Source organism: Ruegeria sp. YTSB088, from assembly GCF_059609825.1.
This window is the reverse complement of record NZ_JBXWMM010000005.1, coordinates 267,429-292,719: the sequence shown is the minus strand read 5'-3', so window position 1 is coordinate 292,719 and position 25,291 is coordinate 267,429. Positions and strand designations below refer to the sequence as shown.

Annotated in this window: 24 protein-coding genes; 1 reads left to right on the top strand and 23 read right to left on the bottom strand. The window is 59.4% G+C overall.

The features are described from left to right. The 23 genes from napA to AC2FFA_RS10515 all read right to left on the bottom strand — a co-directional run bounded on the left by napA (window position 1) and on the right by AC2FFA_RS10515 (window position 23,838). Window positions 1-2,493, bottom strand: a complete 2,493-nt coding sequence (gene napA / locus AC2FFA_RS10625; protein WP_496851655.1) for a nitrate reductase catalytic subunit NapA — start codon at window positions 2,491-2,493, stop codon at window positions 1-3. Next, complete coding sequence (locus AC2FFA_RS10620) at window positions 2,490-2,783, bottom strand: chaperone NapD (RefSeq protein ID WP_496718132.1); 294 nt, start codon at window positions 2,781-2,783, stop codon at window positions 2,490-2,492. The genes napA and AC2FFA_RS10620 overlap by 4 nt, the downstream gene beginning before the upstream one ends. Further along, on the bottom strand, window positions 2,780-3,295 hold the full coding sequence (gene napF / locus AC2FFA_RS10615; protein ID WP_496851654.1) for a ferredoxin-type protein NapF: 516 nt from the start codon (window positions 3,293-3,295) through the stop codon (window positions 2,780-2,782). The genes AC2FFA_RS10620 and napF overlap by 4 nt, the downstream gene beginning before the upstream one ends. Before the next feature lie 131 nt (window positions 3,296-3,426). Beyond that, entirely contained in the window at window positions 3,427-4,323 is an 897-nt protein-coding gene (locus AC2FFA_RS10610) for an FAD:protein FMN transferase (RefSeq protein ID WP_496851653.1), read from the bottom strand. Beyond that, a complete protein-coding gene (locus tag AC2FFA_RS10605; protein ID WP_496851652.1) occupies window positions 4,320-4,835 on the bottom strand; it encodes a nitrous oxide reductase accessory protein NosL in 516 nt (171 codons plus the stop codon). Before AC2FFA_RS10605 ends, AC2FFA_RS10610 begins: the two co-directional genes overlap by 4 nt. Further along, the gene (locus AC2FFA_RS10600) at window positions 4,832-5,653 is read right to left on the bottom strand and encodes an ABC transporter permease (RefSeq protein WP_299898324.1); all 822 of its coding nucleotides are present in this window, start codon (window positions 5,651-5,653) and stop codon (window positions 4,832-4,834) included. The genes AC2FFA_RS10605 and AC2FFA_RS10600 overlap by 4 nt, the downstream gene beginning before the upstream one ends. After that, window positions 5,650-6,543 (bottom strand): ABC transporter ATP-binding protein, encoded by an 894-nt coding sequence (locus tag AC2FFA_RS10595; RefSeq protein WP_117873492.1) that lies wholly within the window; start codon window positions 6,541-6,543, stop codon window positions 5,650-5,652. Before AC2FFA_RS10595 ends, AC2FFA_RS10600 begins: the two co-directional genes overlap by 4 nt. Further along, the gene (locus AC2FFA_RS10590) at window positions 6,533-7,789 is read right to left on the bottom strand and encodes a nitrous oxide reductase family maturation protein NosD (protein ID WP_496851651.1); all 1,257 of its coding nucleotides are present in this window, start codon (window positions 7,787-7,789) and stop codon (window positions 6,533-6,535) included. Before AC2FFA_RS10590 ends, AC2FFA_RS10595 begins: the two co-directional genes overlap by 11 nt. Before the next feature lie 3 nt (window positions 7,790-7,792). Further along, complete coding sequence (gene nosZ / locus AC2FFA_RS10585; protein ID WP_496851650.1) at window positions 7,793-9,700, bottom strand: TAT-dependent nitrous-oxide reductase; 1,908 nt, start codon at window positions 9,698-9,700, stop codon at window positions 7,793-7,795. Between the two features lie 13 nt (window positions 9,701-9,713). After that, window positions 9,714-11,837: a 4Fe-4S binding protein gene (locus AC2FFA_RS10580; protein WP_496851677.1), complete on the bottom strand. Its 2,124-nt coding sequence runs from the start codon at window positions 11,835-11,837 to the stop codon at window positions 9,714-9,716. 44 nt (window positions 11,838-11,881) lie between these two features. Then, window positions 11,882-12,346, bottom strand: a complete 465-nt coding sequence (locus AC2FFA_RS10575) for a DUF2946 family protein (protein WP_496851649.1) — start codon at window positions 12,344-12,346, stop codon at window positions 11,882-11,884. A gap of 89 nt (window positions 12,347-12,435) precedes the next feature. Then, window positions 12,436-12,699: a hypothetical protein gene (locus AC2FFA_RS10570; RefSeq protein WP_496851648.1), complete on the bottom strand. Its 264-nt coding sequence runs from the start codon at window positions 12,697-12,699 to the stop codon at window positions 12,436-12,438. Then, window positions 12,656-14,209 (bottom strand): nitrite reductase, encoded by a 1,554-nt coding sequence (locus tag AC2FFA_RS10565; protein WP_299898314.1) that lies wholly within the window; start codon window positions 14,207-14,209, stop codon window positions 12,656-12,658. Before AC2FFA_RS10565 ends, AC2FFA_RS10570 begins: the two co-directional genes overlap by 44 nt. After that, window positions 14,184-15,398 (bottom strand): heme d1 biosynthesis radical SAM protein NirJ, encoded by a 1,215-nt coding sequence (gene nirJ / locus AC2FFA_RS10560; protein ID WP_299898312.1) that lies wholly within the window; start codon window positions 15,396-15,398, stop codon window positions 14,184-14,186. The genes AC2FFA_RS10565 and nirJ overlap by 26 nt, the downstream gene beginning before the upstream one ends. A gap of 3 nt (window positions 15,399-15,401) precedes the next feature. Beyond that, on the bottom strand, window positions 15,402-15,884 hold the full coding sequence (ahbB, locus tag AC2FFA_RS10555; RefSeq protein ID WP_117873478.1) for a siroheme decarboxylase subunit beta: 483 nt from the start codon (window positions 15,882-15,884) through the stop codon (window positions 15,402-15,404). Continuing rightward, a complete protein-coding gene (locus AC2FFA_RS10550) occupies window positions 15,881-16,330 on the bottom strand; it encodes an Lrp/AsnC family transcriptional regulator (RefSeq protein ID WP_496851647.1) in 450 nt (149 codons plus the stop codon). Before AC2FFA_RS10550 ends, ahbB (AC2FFA_RS10555) begins: the two co-directional genes overlap by 4 nt. Further along, window positions 16,327-17,316 (bottom strand): siroheme decarboxylase subunit beta, encoded by a 990-nt coding sequence (gene ahbB / locus AC2FFA_RS10545; protein WP_496851646.1) that lies wholly within the window; start codon window positions 17,314-17,316, stop codon window positions 16,327-16,329. Before ahbB (AC2FFA_RS10545) ends, AC2FFA_RS10550 begins: the two co-directional genes overlap by 4 nt. A 3-nt stretch (window positions 17,317-17,319) precedes the next feature. Beyond that, window positions 17,320-18,465 (bottom strand): cytochrome D1 domain-containing protein, encoded by a 1,146-nt coding sequence (locus tag AC2FFA_RS10540; protein ID WP_496851644.1) that lies wholly within the window; start codon window positions 18,463-18,465, stop codon window positions 17,320-17,322. Further along, window positions 18,462-18,845: a c-type cytochrome gene (locus AC2FFA_RS10535; protein WP_366140763.1), complete on the bottom strand. Its 384-nt coding sequence runs from the start codon at window positions 18,843-18,845 to the stop codon at window positions 18,462-18,464. Before AC2FFA_RS10535 ends, AC2FFA_RS10540 begins: the two co-directional genes overlap by 4 nt. Then, window positions 18,838-19,599 (bottom strand): uroporphyrinogen-III C-methyltransferase, encoded by a 762-nt coding sequence (cobA, locus tag AC2FFA_RS10530; protein WP_496851642.1) that lies wholly within the window; start codon window positions 19,597-19,599, stop codon window positions 18,838-18,840. Before cobA ends, AC2FFA_RS10535 begins: the two co-directional genes overlap by 8 nt. 198 nt (window positions 19,600-19,797) lie before the next feature. Next, window positions 19,798-20,199: a cupredoxin domain-containing protein gene (locus tag AC2FFA_RS10525; RefSeq protein ID WP_496851640.1), complete on the bottom strand. Its 402-nt coding sequence runs from the start codon at window positions 20,197-20,199 to the stop codon at window positions 19,798-19,800. 53 nt (window positions 20,200-20,252) lie between these two features. After that, window positions 20,253-22,037 carry a NapC/NirT family cytochrome c gene (locus AC2FFA_RS10520; RefSeq protein WP_496851638.1) on the bottom strand — a complete coding sequence of 595 codons (1,785 nt, stop codon included), beginning with the start codon at window positions 22,035-22,037 and terminating at the stop codon, window positions 20,253-20,255. Between the two features lie 124 nt (window positions 22,038-22,161). Continuing rightward, entirely contained in the window at window positions 22,162-23,838 is a 1,677-nt protein-coding gene (locus tag AC2FFA_RS10515; protein WP_496670869.1) for a cytochrome D1 domain-containing protein, read from the bottom strand. 246 nt (window positions 23,839-24,084) lie between these two features. Between AC2FFA_RS10515 and AC2FFA_RS10510 the strand changes: the two genes are divergently transcribed. Next, window positions 24,085-25,281, top strand: coding sequence for an NnrS family protein (locus AC2FFA_RS10510; protein WP_496851635.1), 1,197 nt, complete (start codon window positions 24,085-24,087; stop codon window positions 25,279-25,281). The last annotated feature ends 10 nt before the right edge of the window (window positions 25,282-25,291 follow it).

The window sequence follows — 25,291 nt, the reverse complement described above, 5'->3', positions numbered from 1 at the left end:
TTACGCGCGTTCGACTTTACAGGCGCACTTCTTGAAATCGGTCTCTTTCGACAGTGGGCAGGTCGCGTCCAGCGTCAGCTTGTTGGTCAACTGGCTTTCGTCGAACCAGGGCATGAAGACCAGACCGCGTGGCACCTTGTTCCGACCCCGGGTTTCAACCCGGCTGGTGACCTCGCCGCGACGGGTTGACAGAACAATCTCCTGGCCCCGGCGCAATCCGCGATCCTTGGCGTCCTGCGGATGCATGTAGACGACAGCGGATGGATAAGCGCGGTGCAGCTCAGGAACCCGGCGTGTCATCGAGCCCGAATGCCAATGCTCCAGCACGCGACCGGTGCACAACCACAGATCAAATTCCGCGTCGGGCTCTTCCGGAGCAGGTTCATACGGCGCAAAAATGATCTTGGCCTTGCCGTCTTTGTGGCCATAGAACTCCACACCGGTGCCCGCCGATACATATGGGTCATAGCCTTCGCGGAAGCGGTAAAGCGTTTCCTTGCCGTCGACGACCGGCCAGCGCAGACCACGGGCTTGGTGATAGGTTTCAAACGGTGCCAGATCGTGCGCGTGCCCGCGTCCGAAGTCGGCATATTCCTCGAACAGACCCTTCTGAACGTAAAAGCCGAAATGTTCGGATTCATCGTTATCAAAGCCCTCGGCGGTCTCCGACAGCGGGAACTTGTCGACGCTGCCATTGGCAAACAGGACGTCATACATGGTCTTGCCACGGTGTTCCGGCATGGTGGCCAGCAATTCTTCGCCCCAGACCTCTTCGACGGTGAAGCGCTTCGAGAACTCCATCACCTGCCACAGGTCCGATTTGGCCTCGCCCGGGGCCTTGACCTGTTGTCGCCAGAACTGGGTGCGGCGCTCGGCGTTGCCATAGGCGCCTTCCTTCTCGACCCACATGGCGGTGGGCAGGATCAGGTCAGCGGAAACCGCAGTGACCGTCGGGTAGGGGTCTGAAACAGTGATGAAGTTTTCCGGGTTGCGATAGCCGGGATAGCCTTCCTCGTTGATGTTCGGCGCAGCCTGCATGTTGTTGGTGCACTGAACCCAATAGGCGTTCAGATCGCCATCCTTCAGCTTGCGGTGTTGCAGCACGGCGTGAAAGCCGGGCTTGGGCGGAATGGTGCCCGCAGGCACATTCCAGGAGGTTTCGCAGATCTCGCGGTGCTTGTCATTCATGACGACCATGTCGGCGGGCAGACGGTGAGCAAAAGTACCGACCTCTCGCGCTGTGCCGCAGGCCGACGGCTGACCGGTCAGCGAGAAGGGCGAGTTGCCAGGTTCCGAAATCTTGCCCACCAGCAGGTGCACGTTGTACATCAGCGAGTTTACCCAGGACCCACGGGTGTGCTGGTTGAAACCCATGGTCCACAGACTCATGACCTTGCGGTCCGGGTCGGCATATTGTTTGGCAAGACGCTCCAGTTTTTCTGCCGGGACACCGGACAGTTCCGAAGTGTATTCCAGCGTGTATTCCGAAACGGCCTCGGCATATTCTTCGAAGCTTATTGGTTCCATCTTGCCCGAGTTCGGGTTTTCGGCTTCTTGCTGCAATGGGTTGTTGTCGCGCAGACCATAGCCGATATCGGTTGCCGTTTTGGTGATGTTGACATGGTTCATGACGAACTCTTCGTTCACCGCACCATTCTGGATGATGTAATTGGCGATATAGTTCAGGATCGCCAGATCAGTTTGCGGTTTGAACACCATGCCATTGTCGGCAAGCTCGAACGAACGGTGCTCGAAAGTCGACAGCACATGCACTTCGCAACCCGGCTTGGTCAGGCGGGTGTCGGTCAGGCGCGACCACAGGATCGGGTGCATCTCGGCCATGTTCGAGCCCCACAGCACAAACGTATCGGCGTGCTCGAAGTCGTCATAGCACCCCATCGGTTCATCGATGCCGAAGGTGCGCATGAAACCAACCACAGCCGAAGCCATGCAGTGACGCGCATTTGGATCAATGTTGTTCGACCGGAACCCGGCCTTCATCATCTTGGCAGCGGCATAGCCTTCCCAGACCGTCCACTGACCCGAACCGAACATCCCCACGCTGGTCGGGCCTTTCTTGGCAAGGGCCTCTTTCCATTTGGCGGCCATCACATCAAAAGCTTCATCCCAGCTGACCGGCTCGAACTCGCCATTCTTGTCATAGGCGCCGTTGGTCTTGCGCAAAAGCGGCGTGGTCAGGCGGTCTTTGCCATACATGATCTTGGACAGGAAATAGCCCTTGATACAGTTCAGTCCCCGGTTCACTGGTGCGTCTGGGTCACCTTGCGTGGCCACCACACGACCGTCTTTGGTGCCCACCAGAACGGAACAGCCTGTGCCGCAGAACCGGCAGGCAGCCTTGTCCCAGCGAATATCGGGCGCGCCGACCTGGGCGTTGGCCTGACCTGTGGCCATGGGAATGCCCGCAGCCGAGGCAGTGGCTGCCGCTGCGGTCGCTTTCAGGAATGTACGACGGGATTCAGAGATGGTCATTGCATGGGCCTCCTGCTGGACGGTTGGCTTGGAGCATCAGGACGCGGAGCCGTCTCCGCGGGATCTTCGAAATGGTGATAAGTCAGTGACAGTGAGATCACGCCGGGGATCTGGTGCAGATCCATGATGGTGTCCGAGGCCAGCCGGTCGGCCGTATCCTCGACAACAACAACAAACCGGCCATCCTCGGCTTCGGCATGAAGCTCGACGCCTTGGGTTCCGGTTATCGCCGCGCGAGCGGCGTCGGTGTAATCGGGGGCGATGTGGATTAGACAGCCACAGATATTCATTGGGTCACCTCCGGGTGTTGAGGGGCGGGGCGATGCATCGCGATGGCCCCGGCGGGACAGGCGGCGGAACAACTGCCGCAACCGATGCAGGTTTCAGTTTCAAGCGCCGGTTCAGCGCGTCCGCCCAGTTGCAGGCGAAAGCGGATGGCATCCTGTTCGCAATTGTCCTGACACAAGCGGCAACTCACCCCGTTCATCGACAGGCAGCTTGCGGCGTCGATCTGCGCGCGCCATGGCCACTCGGAAACACGCTCGGGCAGCAACGCAGGGGTCGGGCAAATATCAGCGCAGTCACCACACATGGTGCAACCGCCTGCGGAAAGGTCCAGAACGGGAAAGCCGCTGTCGTCGAACGTGATGATGTCTTCGGGACAAGCCCCGGCGCAATCTTCGCAACGCGTGCACAAATCGCCGAAGCCAATTGCGACTGCCCCCGGCGGACGGATCGCATCGCGGTCCTCCCGCAGGACACGCACGCTTAGAAAAGCGCGTCTGCTCGTCATCTGGCTCATAGCTGGCGACTCGTATTTGGATAGATAGGTTCGCGTCTTTACTTCCTAGCTGCCTGAAGCAGCGTACGAATTGACCTATATCATACTTTTCGCGAATTTTTCTTGATCTGCCTGAGAAACGTAATCCTTCGTCATACGTTCAGTTCGATACTGGCGTCGGGGAAACGTACTACGATCTCACTCGCTTTGTCGGCTGATGCCGCACAAAGTGCAGTGGACAGCCCATCCGCAATTGCCGCTTCCGGGGCAGAAACCGAAACCGTTCTTTCACGGTTTGCTGGCCCGTCCGGGGTGATGATGTGCCCAAGACCGGGGCTCAGTTGAGTGGCCAGCGAAGACGATGTCGCCACGGCACGATCGCGCAGCGCGATCCGCTTCAGAACCGTCTGATCCGGTGTTGCCAGCCCAACTTTCCAGGGCGCACCGTCGCCACGCGCGCCCAGAGCAGCAATTTCCCCCATATCAACCAGAACATCACTCAGACCAAAGCCACGCAGCAGTGCGGCGATCCGATCAGTGATCGCGCCCTGCGCAATACCGTTCAGCGTCAGCGCGGATCTTCCGGGCATGGGCAGGCGAATGGTCGAGGCATCGAAAATTACCTTTTCCCAGCCAACTGCCCGCTGAACTTCAACCAGATCGTCAGCGCGCGCGCCCGCAGCCAATGCCCTCCACACGGGTTGAATGCTCGGATCAAATGCGCCACCCGATGCCTGATGCAGCGCTGTGCTGAGACCCAGCACGTTCAACAATTCAGGAGCAGGCGCCGTCAGAACACCATCGTGGTTCAACCGGCTGAGCTGCGATTGCGGGCGATACAGGCTGAAGATATCTTCCAGCCGGGCAATCTCGGTCTCAACGGCCGCTATGATGGGTGCAGCTTCAACATCCGTCATCCCGACCAAACGCAGACTTGCAGCGGCACCCAGCGCGGTGCCGTGCCAACGCGCGTCAGAGGCCGCGGCCGGTGTGGCCGCAGCACAAGCGGCTGAGATGATCAGAAATCGGCGGCGCGACAGGGCGGTCATACGGGGGTCTCCAGCGGCAGTTCAAGATCGACGGGGCCAAGCACTTCGGTATCCGGGATGTCCGGCAGACCCAGTGCGGTCCCGCCGTAAATTTCAATGAATGCCTTTGCATCAGCAGGATCGGCAAATGGCACCACTTCACGCGCACCCATGCCGCCCGCCACATTGGCGCCAACAACAAAGATCGCGCCATCCGCGGCGATCCAGTTCGAGATACCCGGCTGTCGCCAGCTTGTCGCAATGCCCATGTTGCTGACATAGACGGCTGTGATGTCGGCATCTCGTTCAGGGCTTTTGAGATATGCCACCATGTCTCGCACCTGCGCAAAGAACAGCGGTGCGGGGTATCCCTTCAGATGGATCTGCCCCTTGGGACCGCCATGTTCGGCTATGTTCATCTGGCAGAAATAACTCAGCGCATCAGGGGTCAGGTCGACCGGGTCGGGGGCTTCGGCCAGTTCTTCCCTGCAGGCCGCCAGCGCGATCAACGCAATCAGGACGAGGGGTTTCATGGCTCGACCCTCCGGAATGCCAGTCGCGCGAGGGCAAAGCCAATCACTGGCCAGATCAACAAAGATGCCGGCGCGGCCCACACAGGCAGGGCCTGCGCGGCCCCGGTCATGCCCGAAGCCATCGCGACTCCTTCGGTCGCAGCGATGTTCCACAGACGGAATGCGTCGGCCGGGTTGGCCACCATCACCCACGGAAAGACGGATTGGGTAAAGGTGCCGCCCTTGTCCATGACGACAGCCCCCAACAGGCCCAGATCATAGAGGACAACAAAAACCAGCCAGAGCCCGGCCGACAGACCCGCCGCCGCCGTAGCCCCCTTAGCCATGGCAGACAGCAGGTATCCCAGCGCCAGAAACACGGCGCCCAGAAGGATGGACGTGAGAATGAGACGGACCAAAGCCATAAGGCTTTCCGGCCCGGCACCGCCAAAGAAGGCAGCCACTGCGCCAGCGGTACCGAAACCGACCGTCATGGCGAACGCCAGCGCAGACAGATGTGCGGTGAACTTGCCCAACAGGATTTCTCCGCGCCCTGCCGGATAGGACAACAACAGAGACAGGCTGCCCCGGTCCACGTCTCCGGCGATGGCGTCGAACGAGATCATCAACGCCAGAAGGGGCGCGAGGTAGACCGACAGCGTGGTCATCGACGCAACCGAAACGGTCAGCATGTCAACGCCCAGCGTGCCAGTTGGCGCGCTGCCCGCAAAGGTCAACGCCAATGCGAACAGCACCATGATAAGCGTAGCGACCAGCAACCAGCGGTTGCGGCGCAGGATCAACATTTCGGTGCGGGTGATGGCGAGAAAGCGGGTCATTGCAGTCCCTCCTGCGCGTAGTGACGATAAAGATCTTCAAGCTTGGGCGGGGTCATTTCCACATCCGCGACCGCGTCGCCCATTCCGGCGATGCGGCGCAGAGCCTCCATCTTGTCAGCGGGGGTGCAGAGCAGTTCCACCAACGCACCGTTGATCCGGTTGCCACCCAGTTCAGCAGCCAAGGCATCGGCGTTGGCGCTAGCACGCACTTTCAGACGGATCGGAAGACCGGCCAGCGCCGACAGATTGTTCAGCGTGTCATCGGCCACCATCCGACCCTTTCGCATGATGGCGATACGGTCGGTGCGGGCCTCGACCTCGGTCAGTGCGTGGCTGGCAATCAGGACGGCGGTGCCTTGGGCGGCCAACTCGTCGATGATGGCATAAAGATCTTGCCGAGAAATCGGGTCCAGCCCGCTTGTCGGCTCATCCAGCAAAGCCACTTTCGGTTGGCCCAACAGCACCTGCGCCAGACCCAGACGTTGCCGCATTCCTTTGGAATAGGTTCCGATCCGACGGTCCAAAGCGTCGCTCAGGCCGACACGATCCAGTAAGCTGGGCACATCGGCCTTGGTCCCGGACAGTTTTGCGAAAAGGGTCAATTGCTCGCGCCCGGTCAATGCGGGATGAAACGACACCGCTTCGGGCAGATAAGCCGTCTCGCGCCGTGCCTGAGCGCTACCGGGGGTGGCGTTCCCGATCCGAATGGCTCCGCGATGGATCGGCGTCAGGCCAAGGATGGATTTGATCAGGGTCGACTTGCCTGCGCCGTTATGGCCCAGCAGCGCAACGCGCTGGCCGGGGGCAAGAGACAGGGTGATATCGTCAAGAACGCGGGTTTGCCCTCGATCCTTGCTGACATGGTCAATAGTCAGGGCCTTATCCGTCATGAGGCACCTTTTTCATAGCTGGGGGTTCAGGGGGTTGCATCAATGGATTGCTGTCCATCACGCCACCGGGCAACAGTGCCGGAAAAGCGGATTGCGACCAGCGTACCAGCTGCACGGCGGGAGAGCCGAGCAGCAGTTTGGCTGCGGGTTGGGTCCACAGCACATGGTCCATCGAGTCATTTGGGCGATAGGGGGCATCGGCAATGCCGTTGCCATCCACATCATAGGCGGCAAAATCGGACCAGTAATTGCCGCGGTCGTCTTCCGACCACTCGACCCATTTGGTCGAGACGTATTTTACCTGTGTCCGGTTGCCGACAAAGGCGTTGCCGACGATCCGGTTGCGTTCGCTGCCGGCGGTGAAATGGATTCCGATGCCGCATCCCTGGAACCAGTTGTCGGTGAACTCGTTCTTGTTGGAGTTATAAAGGAAAGTGCACTTTTCCTTGGCACCGATCACCACGTTTCCGGTGATCTCACTCTTGTTGGCGTAGTTCAGCATCACGCCGTGTTCACGGTCACCGATCGAGACGTTGTCTGCGACCTTCACATTTGTCGTGAACATGACCGCATAGCCCAGATCGTTACCGATCGAGACATTGTCGCTGACCACTGAATTGTCGGCATACATGTAGTGCACTGCGAACCGGAGGTCGCGGAACAGGTTGCCTTTAAAGGTGTTCTTCTTGGACGAGTTCACGAAGATTCCGTCGCGCCCATAGCGGATGTCATTGCCCTCGACCACCGCGCCCGGCGCATTCCAGACATAGACGCCATTGCCGCGGTCGTTCATCCGCTGGTCCAAACGTCCTTCGATCCGGTTGCCACGCACGATACTGTCTTTGGCACCATGAATGTCGACGCCATAAAGATTGCCCAGCAGAACATTATTCTCGACCAGCGGCGCGCGGGCCGTCTTGGTCAGTTGGATTCCGCTGTCGATCCCGTCATGGCTTGAGCCCGAGCCGATCACAGTCAGACTGCGCACGGTCACGCCCGGGCCGGTCACGGTGATGACGCTGCCGGTGCCTTGCCCGTCAATGGTGGCCTGGCCCTGCCCGTCGATGATGACGGGCCGGTCCAGGACGAGATGCTCGGCATAGACACCGGGGCTCAGGCGGAGGGTGTCTCCATCCGCCGCCTGCGCCAGTATTTCATTGATGGCCCCCGCCCGGTTGGGCACATCCCAATCCGCCGCCCAAAGGGGCGAGCCGAGCAGGAGCGGTATGAACAGGGACCAGCGCATGGGTCAGGCTCCTTGCGGTTCGACCAGCATCCGACCGCGCATTTCCATGTGCAGCGCATGGCAGAACCACTGGCAGTAGAACCAGTGCACGCCCGGACGGTCGGCAGTGAAGGTGACCGAGGCGGTGGCCAGCGGCGCCACTTCCATAGCGATACCGTAGTTGCCCAGGCAGAAGCCGTGGGTCACGTCGTCCACGTCATCGAGGTTGGTGATGTAAACCGTCACTTCGTCGCCCTGTTTGACGGTGAACTTCTCGAGGCTGAAGGTCGGGGCTTGCGAAGTCATGTAGACCCGCACCTTGTTGCCATCCCGGATCGGTTCCTCGGCGCCTTCTTCCAGATCGACGCCATCGGCTTCGGCCTGTTTGCGGGCGTCTTCCCAGGTGACATCGGCGCGATCCCAGACGTTGACCGGGTTGACGATGTCGCTGCGAACGATGATCGAGTCATGCGGTTCGGCAAAGGTCGGGCCATCGTGGACCACCTTCATCTCATCCGACGAGATGTCGATCAGCTGCTCGTTCTCGGGCTTCAGCGGGCCAACGTTCAGGAAGCGGTCTTTCGAGAACTTGTTCATCGAAATCAGCCATTTGCCGTCGGCGTCCTTGGTTTCACCCATGGAGGTCGAGTTGTGGCCCGGCTGATAGTGCACGTCGACCTTCGAGATGATCGGGTCCACATCGGCGCCACCGTAAGCTTCGATTGCCTTTTCGATGTTCCACTTCACGATCTGGCTGTCCAGGAACAGCGTGGTGAACGCGTTGCCCTGACCGTCGTAGGCGGTGTGAAGCGGACCAAGACCCAGCTGCGGCTCACCCACGATGCAGGACCGCGGGTCGGCATCGCTTTCGAACAGGGCGTCCAGCTTGGTCACGTCCATGATCGAAACGGTCGGCGACAGCTTACCGTTGATGCAGACGTGCTTGCCGTCAGGTGCGGTGTTGATACCGTGCGGCGAGTTCGGGATCGGAATGTAGCGGGTGTAGTTCTTGTTCTGACCCTTACGGCCGTCCAGAACCTTGACGCCTTTCAGCTCCTGATAGTCACCGGCTTCGATACCCGCTTCGATTTCCGCGAGGTTAAAGACAACGACGTGGTCCAGCTCGTTCTCGGTCATCTCGGCCAGGTTCATACCCATTTCCGAGTTGTACGAGGTCGAGTAGGCGTATTTACCCTGATAGTCACAGTCGGTGTTGTCGAGGTTGCCCGACACGATCACCTGCCATGCCACTTCCATGGTGTCGCCGTCCAGCGCGGTGAAGATGTTCACGTATTGCGACGGATCGTCCAGCACGCTGCCATCGTTGACCAGCGGCGTTTCATCTTCACCATTGGCAAAGACATAGCCGGTGCGCGGGAATTTCTGCGGACGTAGACCGTGGATCGCCTTGGCGTTCGGGATCTCGGTGATCTTGTCGCATTTCATCACGTCACAGCGCACACGGGCGACGCGGGTGTTGGCCTTGTCGTTCATGAACAGGTAACGGCCGTCATAGGTGCCGTCGGTGAACGACATATGCGGGTGGTGAAGGTCGCCGTTGTCATAAGTTTTCATGCCACGCTTGGCGAGAAACTCCTTGGTTTCAGGCAGCAACCCTTCGGTCATGATCTTCAGTGACTCGTTGGTCTGACCCCAACCGGTGGCCGAGCAGCGGTTGAAGACCGGCACCCGCATCAGCTCGCGCATGGAAGGGAAGCCCAGGATACGCAGTTCACCGGTCTGACCCGAGGACCAGAAGCCGTAATACTCGTCCAGTTCGCCGGGCTGCAGATTGGCATTGGCGGCGGCGCTGGCCTGTTTTGCGGTCATCAGGGTCGAACCCAGACCGGTCCCGGCCAGCACGGCGCCGGTTGCGGTTGCGCCCAGCATCCCGCGACGTGTGATGTTCAGTTTGTTGTCATGTTCCGACATGATCGTTCCTCCTTTAGGAAACGGTTTTCGGTTTGGCGTTCGGATGGTTCGCCGGTGGTTGTCCGAGTGGGGTCTTGAGATCGACCGACCCTGTCTTGGCCCGCCGCTTGAGCTGGCGGATAACGACGGGACATTTGTCCTCGGACTGGTAGAGCACCTGACAATGCAGGCAGGTGACGCACTCGTTCGGATTGATCTCACCGGTGGGGTGGATGGCCTGAACGGGGCATTCGTTGGCGCAGGTTTGACAGGGAGTGCCGCAATCCTTGTAGCGGCGCAGCCAGTCGAACATGCGAATTCGGGCGGGGATGGCCAGCGCTCCGCCCAGCGGGCAGAGGTAGCGGCAGTAGAACCGTTCGATGAACAGCCCGATCCCCAGCAGGGTCAGCGCAAAGACCACGAAGGGCCAGTCCCGCATGAATTTCAGAATGATTGCCGTCTTGAAGGGTTCGATCTCGGCATAAGTCTCGGCCAGCGGGATCGAGACGAAGCTGAGGCCGAACAATCCGAGGAAGATCATGTATTTTGCGGGCCAGAGGCGTTCGTTCAGGCCCCAAGGCAGCGTCCATTGCGGGACACGTAAGGCCCGCGCGATCTTGTTGGTCAGCTCCTGCAGCGCGCCGAATGGACACAGCCAGCCGCAGTAGGCACCACGGCCCCAGAATAGCAACGCGGCGGCGACGGCAAACCATTGGATGAAGACCAGTGGATCCAGCAGGAACGCATCCCATGAGAAGCCGGTCCGCAGGCTGCCCGCCAATGCCATTAGGTTCACGACGCTCAGCTGTGCATTGGCGTACCAGCCAATGAAGAACAGGGTCATGGTCAGGTATCCAATGCGGAACCAGTAGAAGACCCGTGCATTCATCGTCGCGTGGAACTGGAAGAAGAACGTCGCCGTCAGAACCAGCAGCATGATGCCGAGCACGGCGATCTCGACCGTGCGGTCCTTCCAGATGCGCTTCCAAAGTGCGGCTTTGGCCGCGGCTTCGCCCGTGGCATCGTCTACGACCGCAGGGGCAGTGACGGGCAGCAGGTATTGCTCGGGCAGTTTGTAGCCTAGATCGAAGGTCAGGAACGTCTTCTCAACCGCGCCCACGGCCCGTTGCACCAGCAATTGCAGGCGGAACGGCTCGGCGGGGTCAAACTCGGCCTCGGCAGGGATCTTGAAGATATCCAGTTCGGTGAAGCTGGGCGCATCCGGGGCCGCAACCTTGCCCAGACGCTCTTGCTGCTTGTCAAAGAACCGCACCGAATTGTCGCCCTGAATAAGCTGAATCCGGTCGAAAATTCCGCCGCGCACATAGCCTGAACCCTTGAAGCTGTAAGCCCCACGCCCCAGCACCAGAATGGCCTGTTCACCTTCGTCCAGCCACTCGGTCAGATTCTGATATTCGGCGTCGCCTAGCAGTGATTTGCCGATCGACGGAACCGAGACAAGCGCCATATGCATGTCGATGAAGGTGTCATCCGGTTCGCCCGGCTCGGGGCGTTTGATCGCGCGCTGGTCGCCGGTGGCCTCGAAGGCGGCATTGACCTGCCCGACATCCAGCGTCAACCGCCGGATCGAGCCGTCACCCGACAGGGTCGACCAGTCATGGACCGCATTCTGCGCCATATCGATTTCGCGCTTTGGCCCATCAGCCTGCAACGGGGACAAGCCCCCCAAACCCAGTGCACGCGCCACCTTGATGCCGCCCCGCACAAGGCTGTCGTCGATCACCATGATCGTGACGGTCGCGCCTGAGATGATATCGAGGTCGTGCCCCTCGCCCCCGGTCTCGGCTTCAACCTTCAGGTCGAGCCCGGCGTAGCCTTCTGTCAGCTCAACCATGCGGGAATTTGGGATGCCGATCAGAACGATGGGTTCCGAATGCTTGACCAGTTGTACCCCGGTCAGCACCGCATCTTCATCGATGGAGGCAACCACGTGGATGGGTTTGCCGGAATAACCGGTCGTGCCGACAAAGTCAGAGGTCAGGAATGCCCAGGCAATGGTCTCGCCGCCCTTCAGTACAGGGGCGACTTTCACGTCGTCCCGTACCGGACCAAATGCATCGGCGCCGGGGGCCAGATCGGCAGGTTCAATGTCGGGCAGGAAACTGGCCAGGCTGTCGGCATGGGCGCTGATCGCCATCAGGCAGGACAGGGTGAAAGCCAGCAGGAAATGGATTGCGCGACTTACGACCACGGCGCACCTCCGATATTCAGGGTGGACGCCATGGACGCGCGCAGGGCGCGTTCAGATTCTTCTTGGGTCGCAAACGGGGGCCCTCGGGTTTCGGGCCACAATCGTTTCGAGTTGTACAAAGCGCACGGTTCCCTGTTTGCAGAGGGTGCAATCTGTACATTTCCGGCGTGTGCCAGCAGCGACGGGTCGGGCAGCGGCGCTGCCGTGGTTACCGCGCATAGCGCACAGTCGGCGCATTTCGGACAGGGCGCAGTCGGGTCATCGGAGCCTTCTTCAAGATCCACTTCAACCCAGACCGCCCCTGCCTCCGAGCAGATCTCAATCCACATGCTGTCCCCGGGACTCGCCAGCACCGGGCCAAGCATTTGCATAAGCAAAAGGAATATGCCCACCAAACCGCACACAGCGCGGGACACGCGATCAAACAGGTTGTGCGGAGGGCGGAAGGCAGGCATTGAGAATCCAACTCGGCAAGCTTTCCCGAACCCTACGGGATTCTCTCAGGCGGAGACTTGACTTAGGTCAGGTGCCTGACAAATTGCACCTACCCGTCGGCCTCGTCCATCAATCCGCGCACCCACCGACCGGCCAACCATGCCGCAGGAATGCCCAGCGGAATCGACCAGAGGATTGCCGGAACCGGTTCGATTGCACCGAACCCGACGCTGTGCAGGATAAGGCCGAGCAAAAACAGGTTGATGGCCACGGTTAACGCCGTGGCCGGATACAGCAGAATGGCCAGTTTCCAAACCGGCCATTTCCCCTCAGTGGCTGGTTCCTTCGGAGAAGGTGATCTTGTTCCAGACATTGTATTTCCCCGAAGGTTTGCGCATCGGCAGGCGGCGGACCTCTTCCAGCGTCTGCGCGTCATAGACGATTACGGCGCCGTCATCTTCCCAGATCGAAACCAGTGCGTGGCTGCCATCCCTGGTAAACTCGACATGGGCCACGGTTTTTCCGGGAGCGGGGCGCAGGGTCTTTACGATTTCAAGGCTTTGCTTGTCGATGACATGCATTGCGTCCTTGTTGGGGCCGAAGAAAACGTCGGCCCAGACATAAGGCGAATTCTCATGGCTGCGCATGAAGAACCCGGGGCCCTCGGTCTTGATCCGTTTGACGGTTTCCCAGCTTTCCATGTCGATCACCGACACGGCGCCGTCTGTCAGGTGCGGCGTGGCCATCACGGTCGTATCGCCGTGTTTCCATGTGATCCCCGAGCCCAGATGTGGCATTCCGGGCAAATCCAGATCGGCCACCTTGTGCCCGATCACCAGATCAATCACTTGTCCGCCCTTGCCATCGCGGGACGCTCCCATGACATATTCATAACTCTGGTCGAAGAAGAAATCGTCAAGGTAGTCAGGCGTAGTGATCTTGCGCACCGGGAAGGGGTCGGGGTTCTTGAACTGGCCTTCGATGCGGAAATCATGACCAAGCCCGGATTGCGGGGGATTGGCGCCATAGAACACTTCCCAAATCTCGGGCACATCCTTCAGCGCCAGAACAAAGCTTTCCCGCGGAGGGGCCTGGTAGACAGCGGAAACGCGGCTGGGCAGGCCCTTCTTGCTTTTGACCTCGATGACCTTTGCGACTGAAAGGTCTTCAGTGGACAACACTGTCAAGCTGTTGGGCAGGTAGTTCGCCACAGCCACCCATTTGCCATCGCCGGACATGGCGATATTGCGGCTGTTCAGGCCGGCACGTACACGGCCCACCTGTTTCAGTGCCCAAATGTCGTACTTCTGAACCCACCCGTCGCGGGACATGATGAAGACGTAACGCCCATCCGGGCTGAATTTCGGTCCGCCATGAACGGCGAAAGGAGTTTCGAACCGGTCCAGTACTTCGAACGTATCCCCGTCCAGAACGCTGACATGGTGATCCCCGGTCTCGACGACCAGCGTGATGTTCATCGGGTCGCTGTTCCAGACGGGTGTATCCACTGGCACATATTCCTCGTCCAGCGTCCGGCTGGCCATAATCTCAGCCTCGTCCCATTCCGGGTCTGATTCCAACGGCGATTTCAACCAGCCTGCCAGTTCCTCGATCTGCAGAGCATCCAGGTCGTGCGAGAATGCGGGCATTTGTGTCGCCGTGCGACCTTCGGCAATCACGGCAGCTACCCGCGGACCCCGCATGCGCTTGAGTGTTTCCGGGATCAGCGCGGGGCCAACTCCGCCCAGACGGTTTTCGCCGTGGCATGAAGCACAATGTTCAGCGTAGTCCGACGGGGCATCCGCCCATGCGGTTCCTGCCAGAAGTACGGACCATAATGTGCTGACCGTGAGTGTCTTAAAAGAACTGATGCGCCGGATCATGGCTTTTCCCCCGGAACGGTGTGACCTGAAGGCGCTCACCTGCGGTATCCACACCGATTTCCTGGTTGGTCAGGTAACAGGCTGGATCCTCGGCCCATGGATCACCGGTCAATTGCAAGGCGCGGATGCGGGTATTGCCGCCGCACACGTCCTTGAGTTCGCAGGCTCCACAGCGCCCCTTCAGCGGGCGTGGGCGGGTGCGGAGCATGGCAAGCATCGGATCATCGCTGGTCCAGAGTTCGGAAAACGATTTGGTCTTTACGTTGCCGACTGTGTAATCGGACCAATAGGTGTCCGGGTGGACCCGGCCAAGATTGTCGATATTGGCGACACCCAAACCACTCGAGTTTCCGCCCCACGCGGCCAGGTGCTCGCGCACATGTGCCGCTTTTTCGGCGTCGAAATGCGCGCGAATCCAGTTCAGAAAATATCCCGCGTCGGCGTCATTGTTCCCCGTCACGATATCCAACGGACGACCGCCCGATGCGGCTTCCCAGGCGCGTTCCAGCAACAGGTCCAGACCCTTGCGGGTGCGCTGATGTTCAGCGTCTTCACCCCGGTTCTTGTCGCCGCGCCCCGCATAAACAAGGTGAGACAGGTAGAACTTGTCGACACCTTCATCGTCACACAATGCCAGCAAGTCAGGCAAGTGATGTTGCGTGCCTTCGGTCAGGCAGAACCGCAGGCCGACCTTGATACCGCGCTTTTTGCATTCGCGCACGCCGCGCAGGGCGTCAGCAAAAGCGCCCTCGACGCCACGGAACCAGTCATTCGTCGCTCCAATCCCGTCCAGCGAGATGCCGACGTAGTTGAATCCGACATCCGCTATCATATCGGCCGTTTCGTCGTAGATCCGGGTGCCGTTGGTCGACAAGGCCAGCATTGGCACCAGATCACGGGCCCGTTTTGCGATGTCGAAGAAATCGAACCGATCCAACGGTTCCCCACCCGAGAGGATCAAGGCCGGGACGCGAAATTGGCCCAGATCCTCAAGGGTTACCATGGCTTGCTCATGGCTGAGCTCACCCGGGAACGCGACATCCGCCGAGACGGTGTAGCAATGGCGGCACTTCAGGTTACAGCGCCGCGTCAAATTCCAGATCACAACCGGCTTTACCGCGCCGGGGCGACGTTTGCGCACCGGAGTCGGTTTGACCAGCTGATGCATGTATTCGGTCAGGCGGAACATGTATCAACCTTTCTGTCTCAGGCGCAGCCCGGTCTTTTTCAGGATGCGCGTGGAATAGAGGATGTCGCTGCCCCGGCAGGCCGATCCCAGAATCGCGGCGATCTGGCCGCGTTTGTCTTCGACCTCGTCGCGCGACTGGCCGTGGACCATGGCGAACAGGTTGTAGGGCCAGTCGGGCAGAGCGCGAGGCCGTTCATAACAATGGGTGACGAAGGGCAGGGCCCCGATATGAGCGCCCAGTTCGCCGATCAGGTCATCCTGTACATCCCAGACGGTCATGCCGTTCGATGTCATGCCCAGCTTATAGTGGTTGGGGGCTGCGGCGATCCGTCGGATCACCCCGCGCGCTTTGAGGGATGACAGTCTCTCAAGCAAATCATCTTCCTGCAGCCCCAGCTCGTGGGCAACCTGAACATACGGGGCCGGGGTCAGGGGTAAGCCCCCCTGCAGCGCCTCGATAATCTGTCTGTCTGTTGCGTCGATCATGCCGCTACCCGAAAGCCGATAAAGAATTCCTGAAGTTTGGGGAAACGTAGAACGCAGATCCCCGTTTCCCGTTCGATGGCATCGGCGGCGGCCTCGATCCCCTCGGGTGTTTCGGTGGCCAGCACGAACCACATGTTCAGCCGGTGCGTACGTTCATAATTATGTGCCACCTCGGGATGTGCATTGACTTTGGTCAGGACGGTTTTGAAATCTTTGGCTGGAACGGCCATCGCACAAAGGCAGAAAGCCCCACCCATGGCCGCGGCGTCGAAAAATGGACCGAAGCGTGTGATGACGCGGCCTTCTTTCATGCGGCTCAGACGCGTCAGCAATTCCGCCTCGGACAGGCCCAGCTCTGCGGCCACGGTTGCGAAAGGATGCGAGGTCAGTGGCAGATCATCTTGCACGCGATTCAGGATCGCCCGATCCATTTGGTCCAGCGTCATGCGGCAGCCTCCTTGGCCTGAATCAGCGCTCCGGTCTGCTTGAAACAGCGGGTTGAGAAGAGAACCTTGTGCCGTGCTCCGGCCAGTTCGGTCAGTGCAATCGCACCCGCCAATGTTTCCAAGGCCTCGCTTCGGGTTCTGGCATGGATCATGGAATACAGGCGATATGGCCAGACATCGGGCACCGGATTACGCTCATAGCACAAAGTCACCCCTGGGTAGGCGGCCAAAGCGGGACCAGCGGTGTCGATTCGCTCTGCCGGCAGATCCCAGACCACCATCGCATTGGCCGACCAGCCAAGCGCTCGGTGACGCACGATGACGCCGAGCCGCGAGATTATTCCGGCGGCATGCAAGGCTTCGACCCGCTCCATCACGTCGATGACATCCCGTTTCAGCGAACGAGCCAGAGCGGCGTAGGGTTCTGAGACCAAAGATAGCCCGGAACTCAGAGACTGCAGCAGGCAACGATCGCCCTCGCGCATGACAGATGCATCGACCTTTCGCGCTGTGGGCACGTTTTTGGTGCCTCCAGTCATGCGAAACCCAAGATCCACGTTGAAAGGACGCACCAGCCGCAAGTCCAGCACTTGCAATCCGGTGGATCGACTGATCCGCGCAAGGGTATTGTTGACATGCGCGCGATCCGGCCCGGTCGCGACAAACCACAGGTTCCACGCGTCTTCACGTTGATAATTGTGGTTCACACCGGGTTCAGCATCGATCTGGGCGGCGACCTCCTCCAATCGATCTTCCGGAGCCGACACGGCAGCCAAGGTGCTGGCCGTCACCGCGCCGGGCGTGATGGTTGCACCAACCCGTGTAATGCGGCCTGTGGCGCGCATCCGGGACAGGCGATGGATGACTTCGGCCTCGTCCAGCCCGAGAGCGTTACCCAACACCTTAAATGGTCTCTCAGCAACTGGAAAATCGCGTTGAAACTCGTCCAGCAGACGGCGGTCGATCGGGTCCGTAATATGTCGCATCGGTTACAGCCCTGTTCTGTGGGCGCGAGCAGTGAAGAAAATGCCGGACGGGCTGTCTGCATCGATCTCGCGCAGTTTTTCAAAGCTATGCGTGTCGTAGACCATGACCTTGTTGGCGTCGCGCACGCTGATCCAGACCTCATGCCCGCGCGGCGTGAACTCCATGTGCAATACGGCCGGGCCGGGTTTGAATTCGTGGATGATCTCTTTGCTGACGCTGTCGATCACCTGAATCGTATCGTTCAACGGGTGGGCGAAATTCACCCAAACCTGCCGCCCGTCGGGACGTGCCATGGCGAAAACCGGCTGGCCATGGGTTTTGGTGCGCCCGGTTTCGGTCAAGGTTTCCGCGTCGATCCAGAGAACCTCGTGATGGCCAACGGCGGGCAGAACAAACTCGCTCCCGGTCAACGCCCAGCCTTCCAGATGGGGCATCTTGTAGACCGGCATTTCTTCCTGCCCACGCCCGTAATCGGGCAGAACGCGGATCGGTTCGGGGGATTCGGACCACAGATCAAGCGCGGTCAGGCCGTCCTCGCCAAACAGGCCGGTGATATAGGTGCGGCCATTGGCGGTAATCAGCGCGTCATAGGGGTTCTTGCCCATGTCCGGGATTTTGGTGATCTCTGGTGCGCCCTGTGCGAAATCGGCTATCCAGGTTTCCCCAGTGTCCCACATCGTGAAAACGAACCGCCGACCCGGTGCATCGACCAGGCCGATGGTTTTGCTATCGGTTGGGATGTCAGCGACTATCTCCAGAGTGTCCGCATCAAAGACGCGCACGCCACCGGGTTCATAGTTCGAAACAGCCACAAGCTTACCATCGTCCGAAATCGCTCCTCCAATGGCGTTTCCGGCCTGCACGACGCGGTTCACGACCTGACGGGTCACGATGTCGATCTTGGTCAGTCCTCCGTCGCGGCCAAACACATAGGCAAACCGTTCATCGGGCGAATAGACTAGAGATGCATGAGACAGATCGCCCAACCCCTCAATCCGGGCCAGAGCTGCACGGTCGGATTGATCCACCAGCAGAACCGAGCCCTTGGCGCGTTCGATGACGAGGCCAAGATCGCCTGTCGCGGTTGGTTCAGCCTGAGCTGTGGACATCATCAATGTGGCTGCAAGGCCAAGGATGAAGTGTTTCATTGTGACTCCTGTTCCAGCAGGTAACGGGCGATCCACTCGGCTTCTTCTTCACTGATCAGAGGCCGCCATGGGGGCATCGCGGTGTCAGGGATGCCGTCAAGGATGACGCTGGTCAAAACATCCGCGTCGTAGTGGCCCAGTGTTTCACTGCGCAGGTCAGGACCAAGGCCGCCCTTCAGGGACAAGCCGTGACAGGAACCGCAATCCTGATGCACAAGTCTTTTCAGGGTGTCGGGGTCGATGACATCAGCCGCGAAGGCGGAGGTCGCGGCCAGAACCGCAATGGTCAGGCAGGTTCGCCCAGCCCACCCCGACCGCCCCGGCGATCTGCCGGCACGTGTTGGGTCAATCCCTCGGTCTCTTCTGCCCAGCTTAGCCATGGGCCTGTTCCAGAAGCTCGGTCAAAGGCCGTTCGGCATAGAGCGAAACCACCTTGCCAATGATAAACAGCGTCGGCGCCTTCAGCTCGGCTGTGCGCACATCCGTGGCCAGTTGGTCAAGCCGTGACACAAGACGACGCTCATCAGGTGTTGTGGCCTTGCCCACTGCCAGAACCGGTGTCGAGCCCGGCAGGTTTTCGGTCATCAGTCCCATGGCGATCTGACCGATATTGGCAACGCCCATATAAACCACCAATGTCGAGTCCGGATCGGCAAGACGTTTCCAGTCCAGATCCAGCACTTTGTCGGCCTGCCTGTGCCCGGTGACATATTGAACCGAGGTTGCCAGCCCGCGATGGGTCAGCGGCACACCCGTCGAACAAGACGCCCCCTGGGCTGCCGTAATGCCCGGTGCGTACTCGACAGCAACACTGCGGGCCATCAGGTAAGCAGCCTCTTCCGAGCCGCGACCAAAGATCATGGGGTCGCCGCCTTTCAGCCGTGCAACCGTGTGACCAGCGCTGGCCTCTTCGAGCAGTATTTCGTTGATGCGGTCCTGCGGAACGGTGTGGCATTTGGGGGCTTTGCCGACAGGGATCAGCCGTGCGCCTTCCGCGTGTAAATTCAGAATGTCGGCTGACACCAGCCTGTCATAAACCACTACGTCCGCTTCTTGCAGCATCCGCAGTGCGCGCAGGGTCATCAGTTCGGGATCGCCGGGGCCTGCGCCAATCAGAAATACCTTACCGCTCATGTGCAAACTCGCTTGGTCTGAAGGTCTTCGTAACCCGGTGTCCCATGCAGATCCGTTGCGTTTGCATGACGTTGCTGGGTGAGCCGGGCGTGTCATGAACGCAGATTGGCCCAATCCAAAACCAACCTCCTTGACATAAGTTAAGGAGCGCGGGATTTGCCTCCGCGCTCCTTCTTCTTGCCTGTATTGTATCTGGCTTCAGGGTTCGACTGTGATCATTCCGAACATGTTCTGCGTCTCCCAATGGGGGCCGCACAGATAGTCTTGTGGGCCGGGCGCGAGGAAGGTCAATTCAACAGATTCTTCTGGGAACAGCCGATCACTTTCAGGCTCGCTGCCGTCCTTCAATAGAACCGAGTGGCTGGTGCGTTTGTCGACGTTCACCCACCGGACAGTTGTGCCTACCTTTACCGTCAACTCGAACGGGCAGAAATTGTATTTGTACATCAGTACCACTTCAGCGTCCTCGACAGCGGACGAAGGCTGACCGAACAGCTCGACATAGCGCTCTTCTGCCTCGGCGCACAGCTCAGCAGCCTCATCTGACCAAGCGGGCGCGGCCAGAAGCAACAGCACAGGAAGAAGGCGTTGGGGTTTCATGGTCCGTGTCTCCTTTCCAAAATGGTGGGGCCGGATGAACCGGCCCCGAACCGTTATTGTTTGACCACGTTGATGAACGCGCTGTCGTCATCCAGTGCCAGGCTGGTGTTCAGCGTCACGTGGTGGAACCTTGCAGCAGCGAAGTCGTCGTGGATGGCAAAGCCGACGGTATAGGTCTGGCCTGCTTCCAGCGGCACATCACCGGGCGTCCCTGAGTTCAGTGGGCGGGTAAAGACCACGGTCCACATGCCGCCGGACAGTTCAGCCGACGCGGCGATTTCACCATCATTGACCACGCGCTGCTCTAGCAGATAGCCGTTGGTGGCGCTGCCGTCAGCGTAGACACGCATCAGATCAAGATAGGTGCCGTCGGCCAGATACTGCTCGATCTGTTCTGCGGCCTGCAACTTGTCCCAGCCACCCAGAGCTTTGCCACGGCGGCCTTTGACCTCAACATCCGTGCGACTTTCGCTGATGTATTTGGTTACGCTGTCCTGTGTGCTGAGGCGACCGGCAACTTCTGCGTTTGCAGCAATCGCATCCGCTTCGGGCGCAAAAGGCATATACGTGTTGTCAGCGTGGCACGAGGCCCAGCAACCCACCTGATCGCCCAGCTCGATACCGGTGCCGGTGATCATCATGGCAACCTTGATCTGGTTGTCTGGATCCATCTTGCCGCCATCGACGAACGGGGCAGGGTTGTGACCCGCATCAGGCCATTGAAGACGAATGTACAGGTTCTCGTCGTCATGGGCCGCCTGAACGGTTGCGTCGATGATACCGCGCTTGCCGGGGATCGGTGTTGGCTCCAGTTCGCCACCAGCAACGATCTTGTTGCCGATCGTGTCCAGTTCCTTGGCGTGGCAGGTTGTACACTGATCTCCACCTTTGGTCAGAGGACGCGCCCCACCGTGGAATTTACCATTCTGCACCCATTCGAACGAGGCCTGACCGGGGTAGAACAGTTTCAGATCCGCAGCGGCGACGGCATTCCAGTCGATATCTGAACCGACATTGCCACCACCACCTGCGGGCGCTGCGGCAGCATCGCCAGAGGTATTGGCGCGCTCTTCGGCCACAGCCGCGTCAACTGCTGCTGCGATTTGTGCCTGGACCGCCTCCTGCTGAGCTTTCTTGGCTGCTTTTTCCGCCTCGGCTTCTGCAGCTTCCTTAGCTTCGATCCGCTCAAGACTGGCCATGTATTCGGGCGGAATCGGGCGGATAAAGGCCGGGTTCGGGGCCTCAAGCTGTTCCAGATATTCTTCTTCGGCCCGGTCGCGGGCGTCCGAGTGGGCGATCCCCTTATGACAGTCGATACAGGTCTGGCCGATCTCCATCGCGTTCAGGTGCTGCTGACGGGCGCGGGGTTTCTGGAACTCGGGCATCATCGACTCAAAGTCGTGGCAGTTGCGGCATTCGCGCGAGTCGGTCGCCTTCATCCGTTCCCACTCGTTCATCGCCAGATGCACACGCTTGGCCTCGAACTTTTCGCGGGTGTTGATGGTACCGACCATCTTGCCATAGAGCTCTTTCGACGCCTTGATCTTGCGGATCATCTTGTGCGTCCAGTCCTTGGGCACGTGGCAGTCGGAACAGACAGCGCCCACGCCCGAGCGGTTCACATCGTGGATCGTGCCGGTATATTCCTCATAGACGAAATCGCGCATCTCATGGCACGAGATACAGAAATCCTTGGTGTTGGTGGCTTCCATGGCAGTGTTGAACCCGCCCCAGAAGATGATGCCGGCGGCAAAGGCCGCGGCGATACCGGCCACAGGCATTCCCCACAGGAAATACCGGCGCCAGATCGGTTTTTTCTTATCCGGTTCGGAGGTCATATCCGGGCTCCGTTTTGGCTGTCTTGTCTGGCCTTGGGTGGCAGGCCGGTGAGTTTGGCTGATGTCTCAAACGAGGAAAGGGCGGGCGAGGGGCCCGCCCTTTCCGGTGATGGTTGCGAACGCGTCAGGTGACGTGGTTCGAACGGTTGTAGACGTTGAACTTGCCGGTCGGGGCATACAGCCCTTCGATGCGACCAATTTCTTCCAGCGTCTTGGCGTCGAAGATCACGATCTGACCATTGGGTTCTTTCGAGTCCGACAAGTTCCATTTGGAAACCCAGACCTCGGTACCGTCAGCATTGAATTCGAAGTGAACAGCGGCGCTGCCTTCGTCCTCGGTAATCTGGATCGTTTTCACGATCTCGCCGGTCTCTTTCGAGATGACCTGCACGGATTGCTGCACTTCCGGTTCGGGATGCTTGGTCTGGTCAGCCCAGATGTAATCCGAATTCGGGTGGGTGCGGACAAACAGGCCGGGGCCGTCGGTTTCCACTTCGTAGCAGACCTTCCAGGCATCGTCCGGACGGTTCTCGGGGTCGTTACCCCAGACTGTCACGGTGCCAACGCCAAGGTGGGTCGTACCAGCAACCGGGCCACAGTTCGGGTCAACCCAGTTGGCCCCCGGACCTGGGTGCGGCAATGCGGCTGTGTCGATCATCGCCTCAAGCTTGTGGGTTTCGGTATCGACAACCACCATCTTGTTCGACGCGTTTGCGGCGATCTGGAAATACCGGCCTGTCGGGTCAAAGAACCCGTCATGCAGGAATTTGGCGCTGTCGATCTTATCGATCCGCAGATTGTCCAGATCGGTATAATCGACCTGCCACAGTTGCCCCAGCTCTTTCACCGCGACAATCCAGGTGGGCTCGTTCGGAGTGGTATAGATCGCGGCCACGCGGGCCTCTTCCACATAGTCACCGTCGACGTTCACACCGCGGGTCGAAACGACCTTGACCGGTTCCATGGTCTGGGCATCAACGATTGCAAAGTGCGGCGGCCAGTAGCCCCCACCGATGACATATTTGCCATCGCCGGATACGGCAACGTCGCGCGCGTCATAGGCAATCTTGACCTCGGAAACCAACATCTTGTCCGGCGTCTGCCAAAGGTCGATCTTGGTCATCTTGCCGTCGCGTCCCATGGTGTACCAGAAACGTCCGGGCTGTTCCGGCTCTTCCAGCGCATGGTGCTCGGATGCTTTCAGAACGTGCACCGCATAACCGGTCGGGATATGGGTCAGCACCTCTTTGGTGTCACCGTCGATCACGGCCACCTTGCCCACGTCACGTTCGATGACGACAAAGAAGTTTTCCCAGTTGCGGCCATGAAGGGGCTCGGTCGGATAATCCTCTTCCTCGACATAGACCTTGCGGGTCGCCATCATCTGTTCCAGCGACATTTCCGGCGGCTTTGGGGCCTCCATCTGGATATAGGTCGCCATATCCTTGATTTCCTGCTCGGTCATGATGTCCGAGAAGTTGTTCATACCGCCCTCGGTCCCCCAGGCGATGATCTTCTCAAGACGTTCCTGGCCCAATTGCAGGGTGCCGCCTTCGGTTACGGTACCGTCGGCCGCGGTCTTTTTCCAATGCGGTTCAAGGCTTTTGCCTGTAGCGCCTTTACGCAGAACGCCGTGACAACCTGCGCATTGTTCAAAGTAAAGCTGCTTGGAAGCCTCAAAGGCTTCATCGCTTAATGTTGGCTCTTCGGCGAATGTCGGAGCAGCGACGCTGCCCAACAACATTGCCAATCCGACCCCGAAGGCGCGGCCGGTTTTGTTGTAGCTGATTCCAAGTGACATGATCACTCTCCATATGCGTGGTGAGGCACCGCCGAGAGTGAAACATCACGAGGATGTCATCCTTGACCAAAGTCAACGGGAAGGGCGAAGTCTGGGCACTTTGGGCAGAAAACTCAGGTCAAGACCCCTCAATAAATCTTGTGTTTTTATCGCATCTTTAAGCCTTGTCTTGATTTCGGTTAAGGGCGCCGCGTCGTGAAGGAACTACACATTGCTCAACGGCGGGAAAAGCTATGGAGAGCAGGCATGACAGCTGTAATCGCACGTGTTTTCAGTGAAGGGTTCCGGGTCTTTTTCCTCTCGGCGGGTCTTTATGGTGTGTTTGCAGGGGTCGCGTGGGGCGTGTGGTTGGCGTCGCTGGACGGGCTGATGCCTTACATGGAACAAAGCTACGCCATGCCCCCGGTCATGTGGCACGCTCATGAGATGATTTTTGGATATGCAACGGCCGCTCTGGGTGGCTTCTTTCTGACCGCCGTTCCGAACTGGACTGGTGCGCCCGAGGCGCGGGCCCGTTTTATCACGCTAGTCGCATTGATCTGGATGGCAGGGCGCCTGACGGTCTGGTTTTCCGGAGCGTTGTCACCCATGGTCGTCGCGATCGTGGACCTGAGTTTTGTTCCCATTCTGGCGCTGAAGATTGCCAGTCAACTGGTCCGTCGGCCCAAGCCTCAGAATGTGGTGTTTCTGTATCTTCTGGTTTTGCTTCTGGCCTCGAATGTAATGGTTCACTTGGAATGGATGGGGGGCACGGTGGATACACTGAACACCGGCATCCGGGTCGGGCTTTTGACCTTGTGTTCGATGATTGCGATCCTGGGCGGCCGGATTACGCCAGCTTTTACCCGCAATGCAATGAAGAGAGCTGGTCAACCCGAAGCATCGTGGCCAGTATCTGTGGCCTGGTTGGACAGGGCGACGATGATTCTGGCACTGCTGCTGCCCCTGCTTGTGCTTGCACTTGATGTTGGGCCTCTTGCGGGAAGCGTTGCCCTGGCGATGGGTGGTGTTCAAATGATGCGCATGGCGCGTTGGAGAACCGGATGGGCTTTGCGTCAACCGATCCTGATCGCCCTGCATCTGGGCCTCGGGATGCTGGCCTTGGGTCTGATTCTTTGGGGGTTGGCAGCCATTGGAATGGGAAATGAGATCAGCGCGCTCCACGTTCTGGGCATCGGTTGCGTTGGCGGCATGACCCTTGCCGTCATGAGCCGCGCCGCTTTGGGCCACAGCGGTCGTCCCCTTGTCGCGCCAAAGCCCATGGCGATTGCCTATGGCTTGATGGCGGGTGCTGCGCTTGTGCGTTGGCTGGGGTCCGGACTGGCGGGAGGTTACATGACAGCGATGCTGACCGCAGACGGGTTTTGGATCGCCGCAACAGGACTGTACCTGTTTGCCATGTGGCCTGCCCTCACGGGCCCCCGTGCCGTGAAACAAACCTGAAGCTTATTCA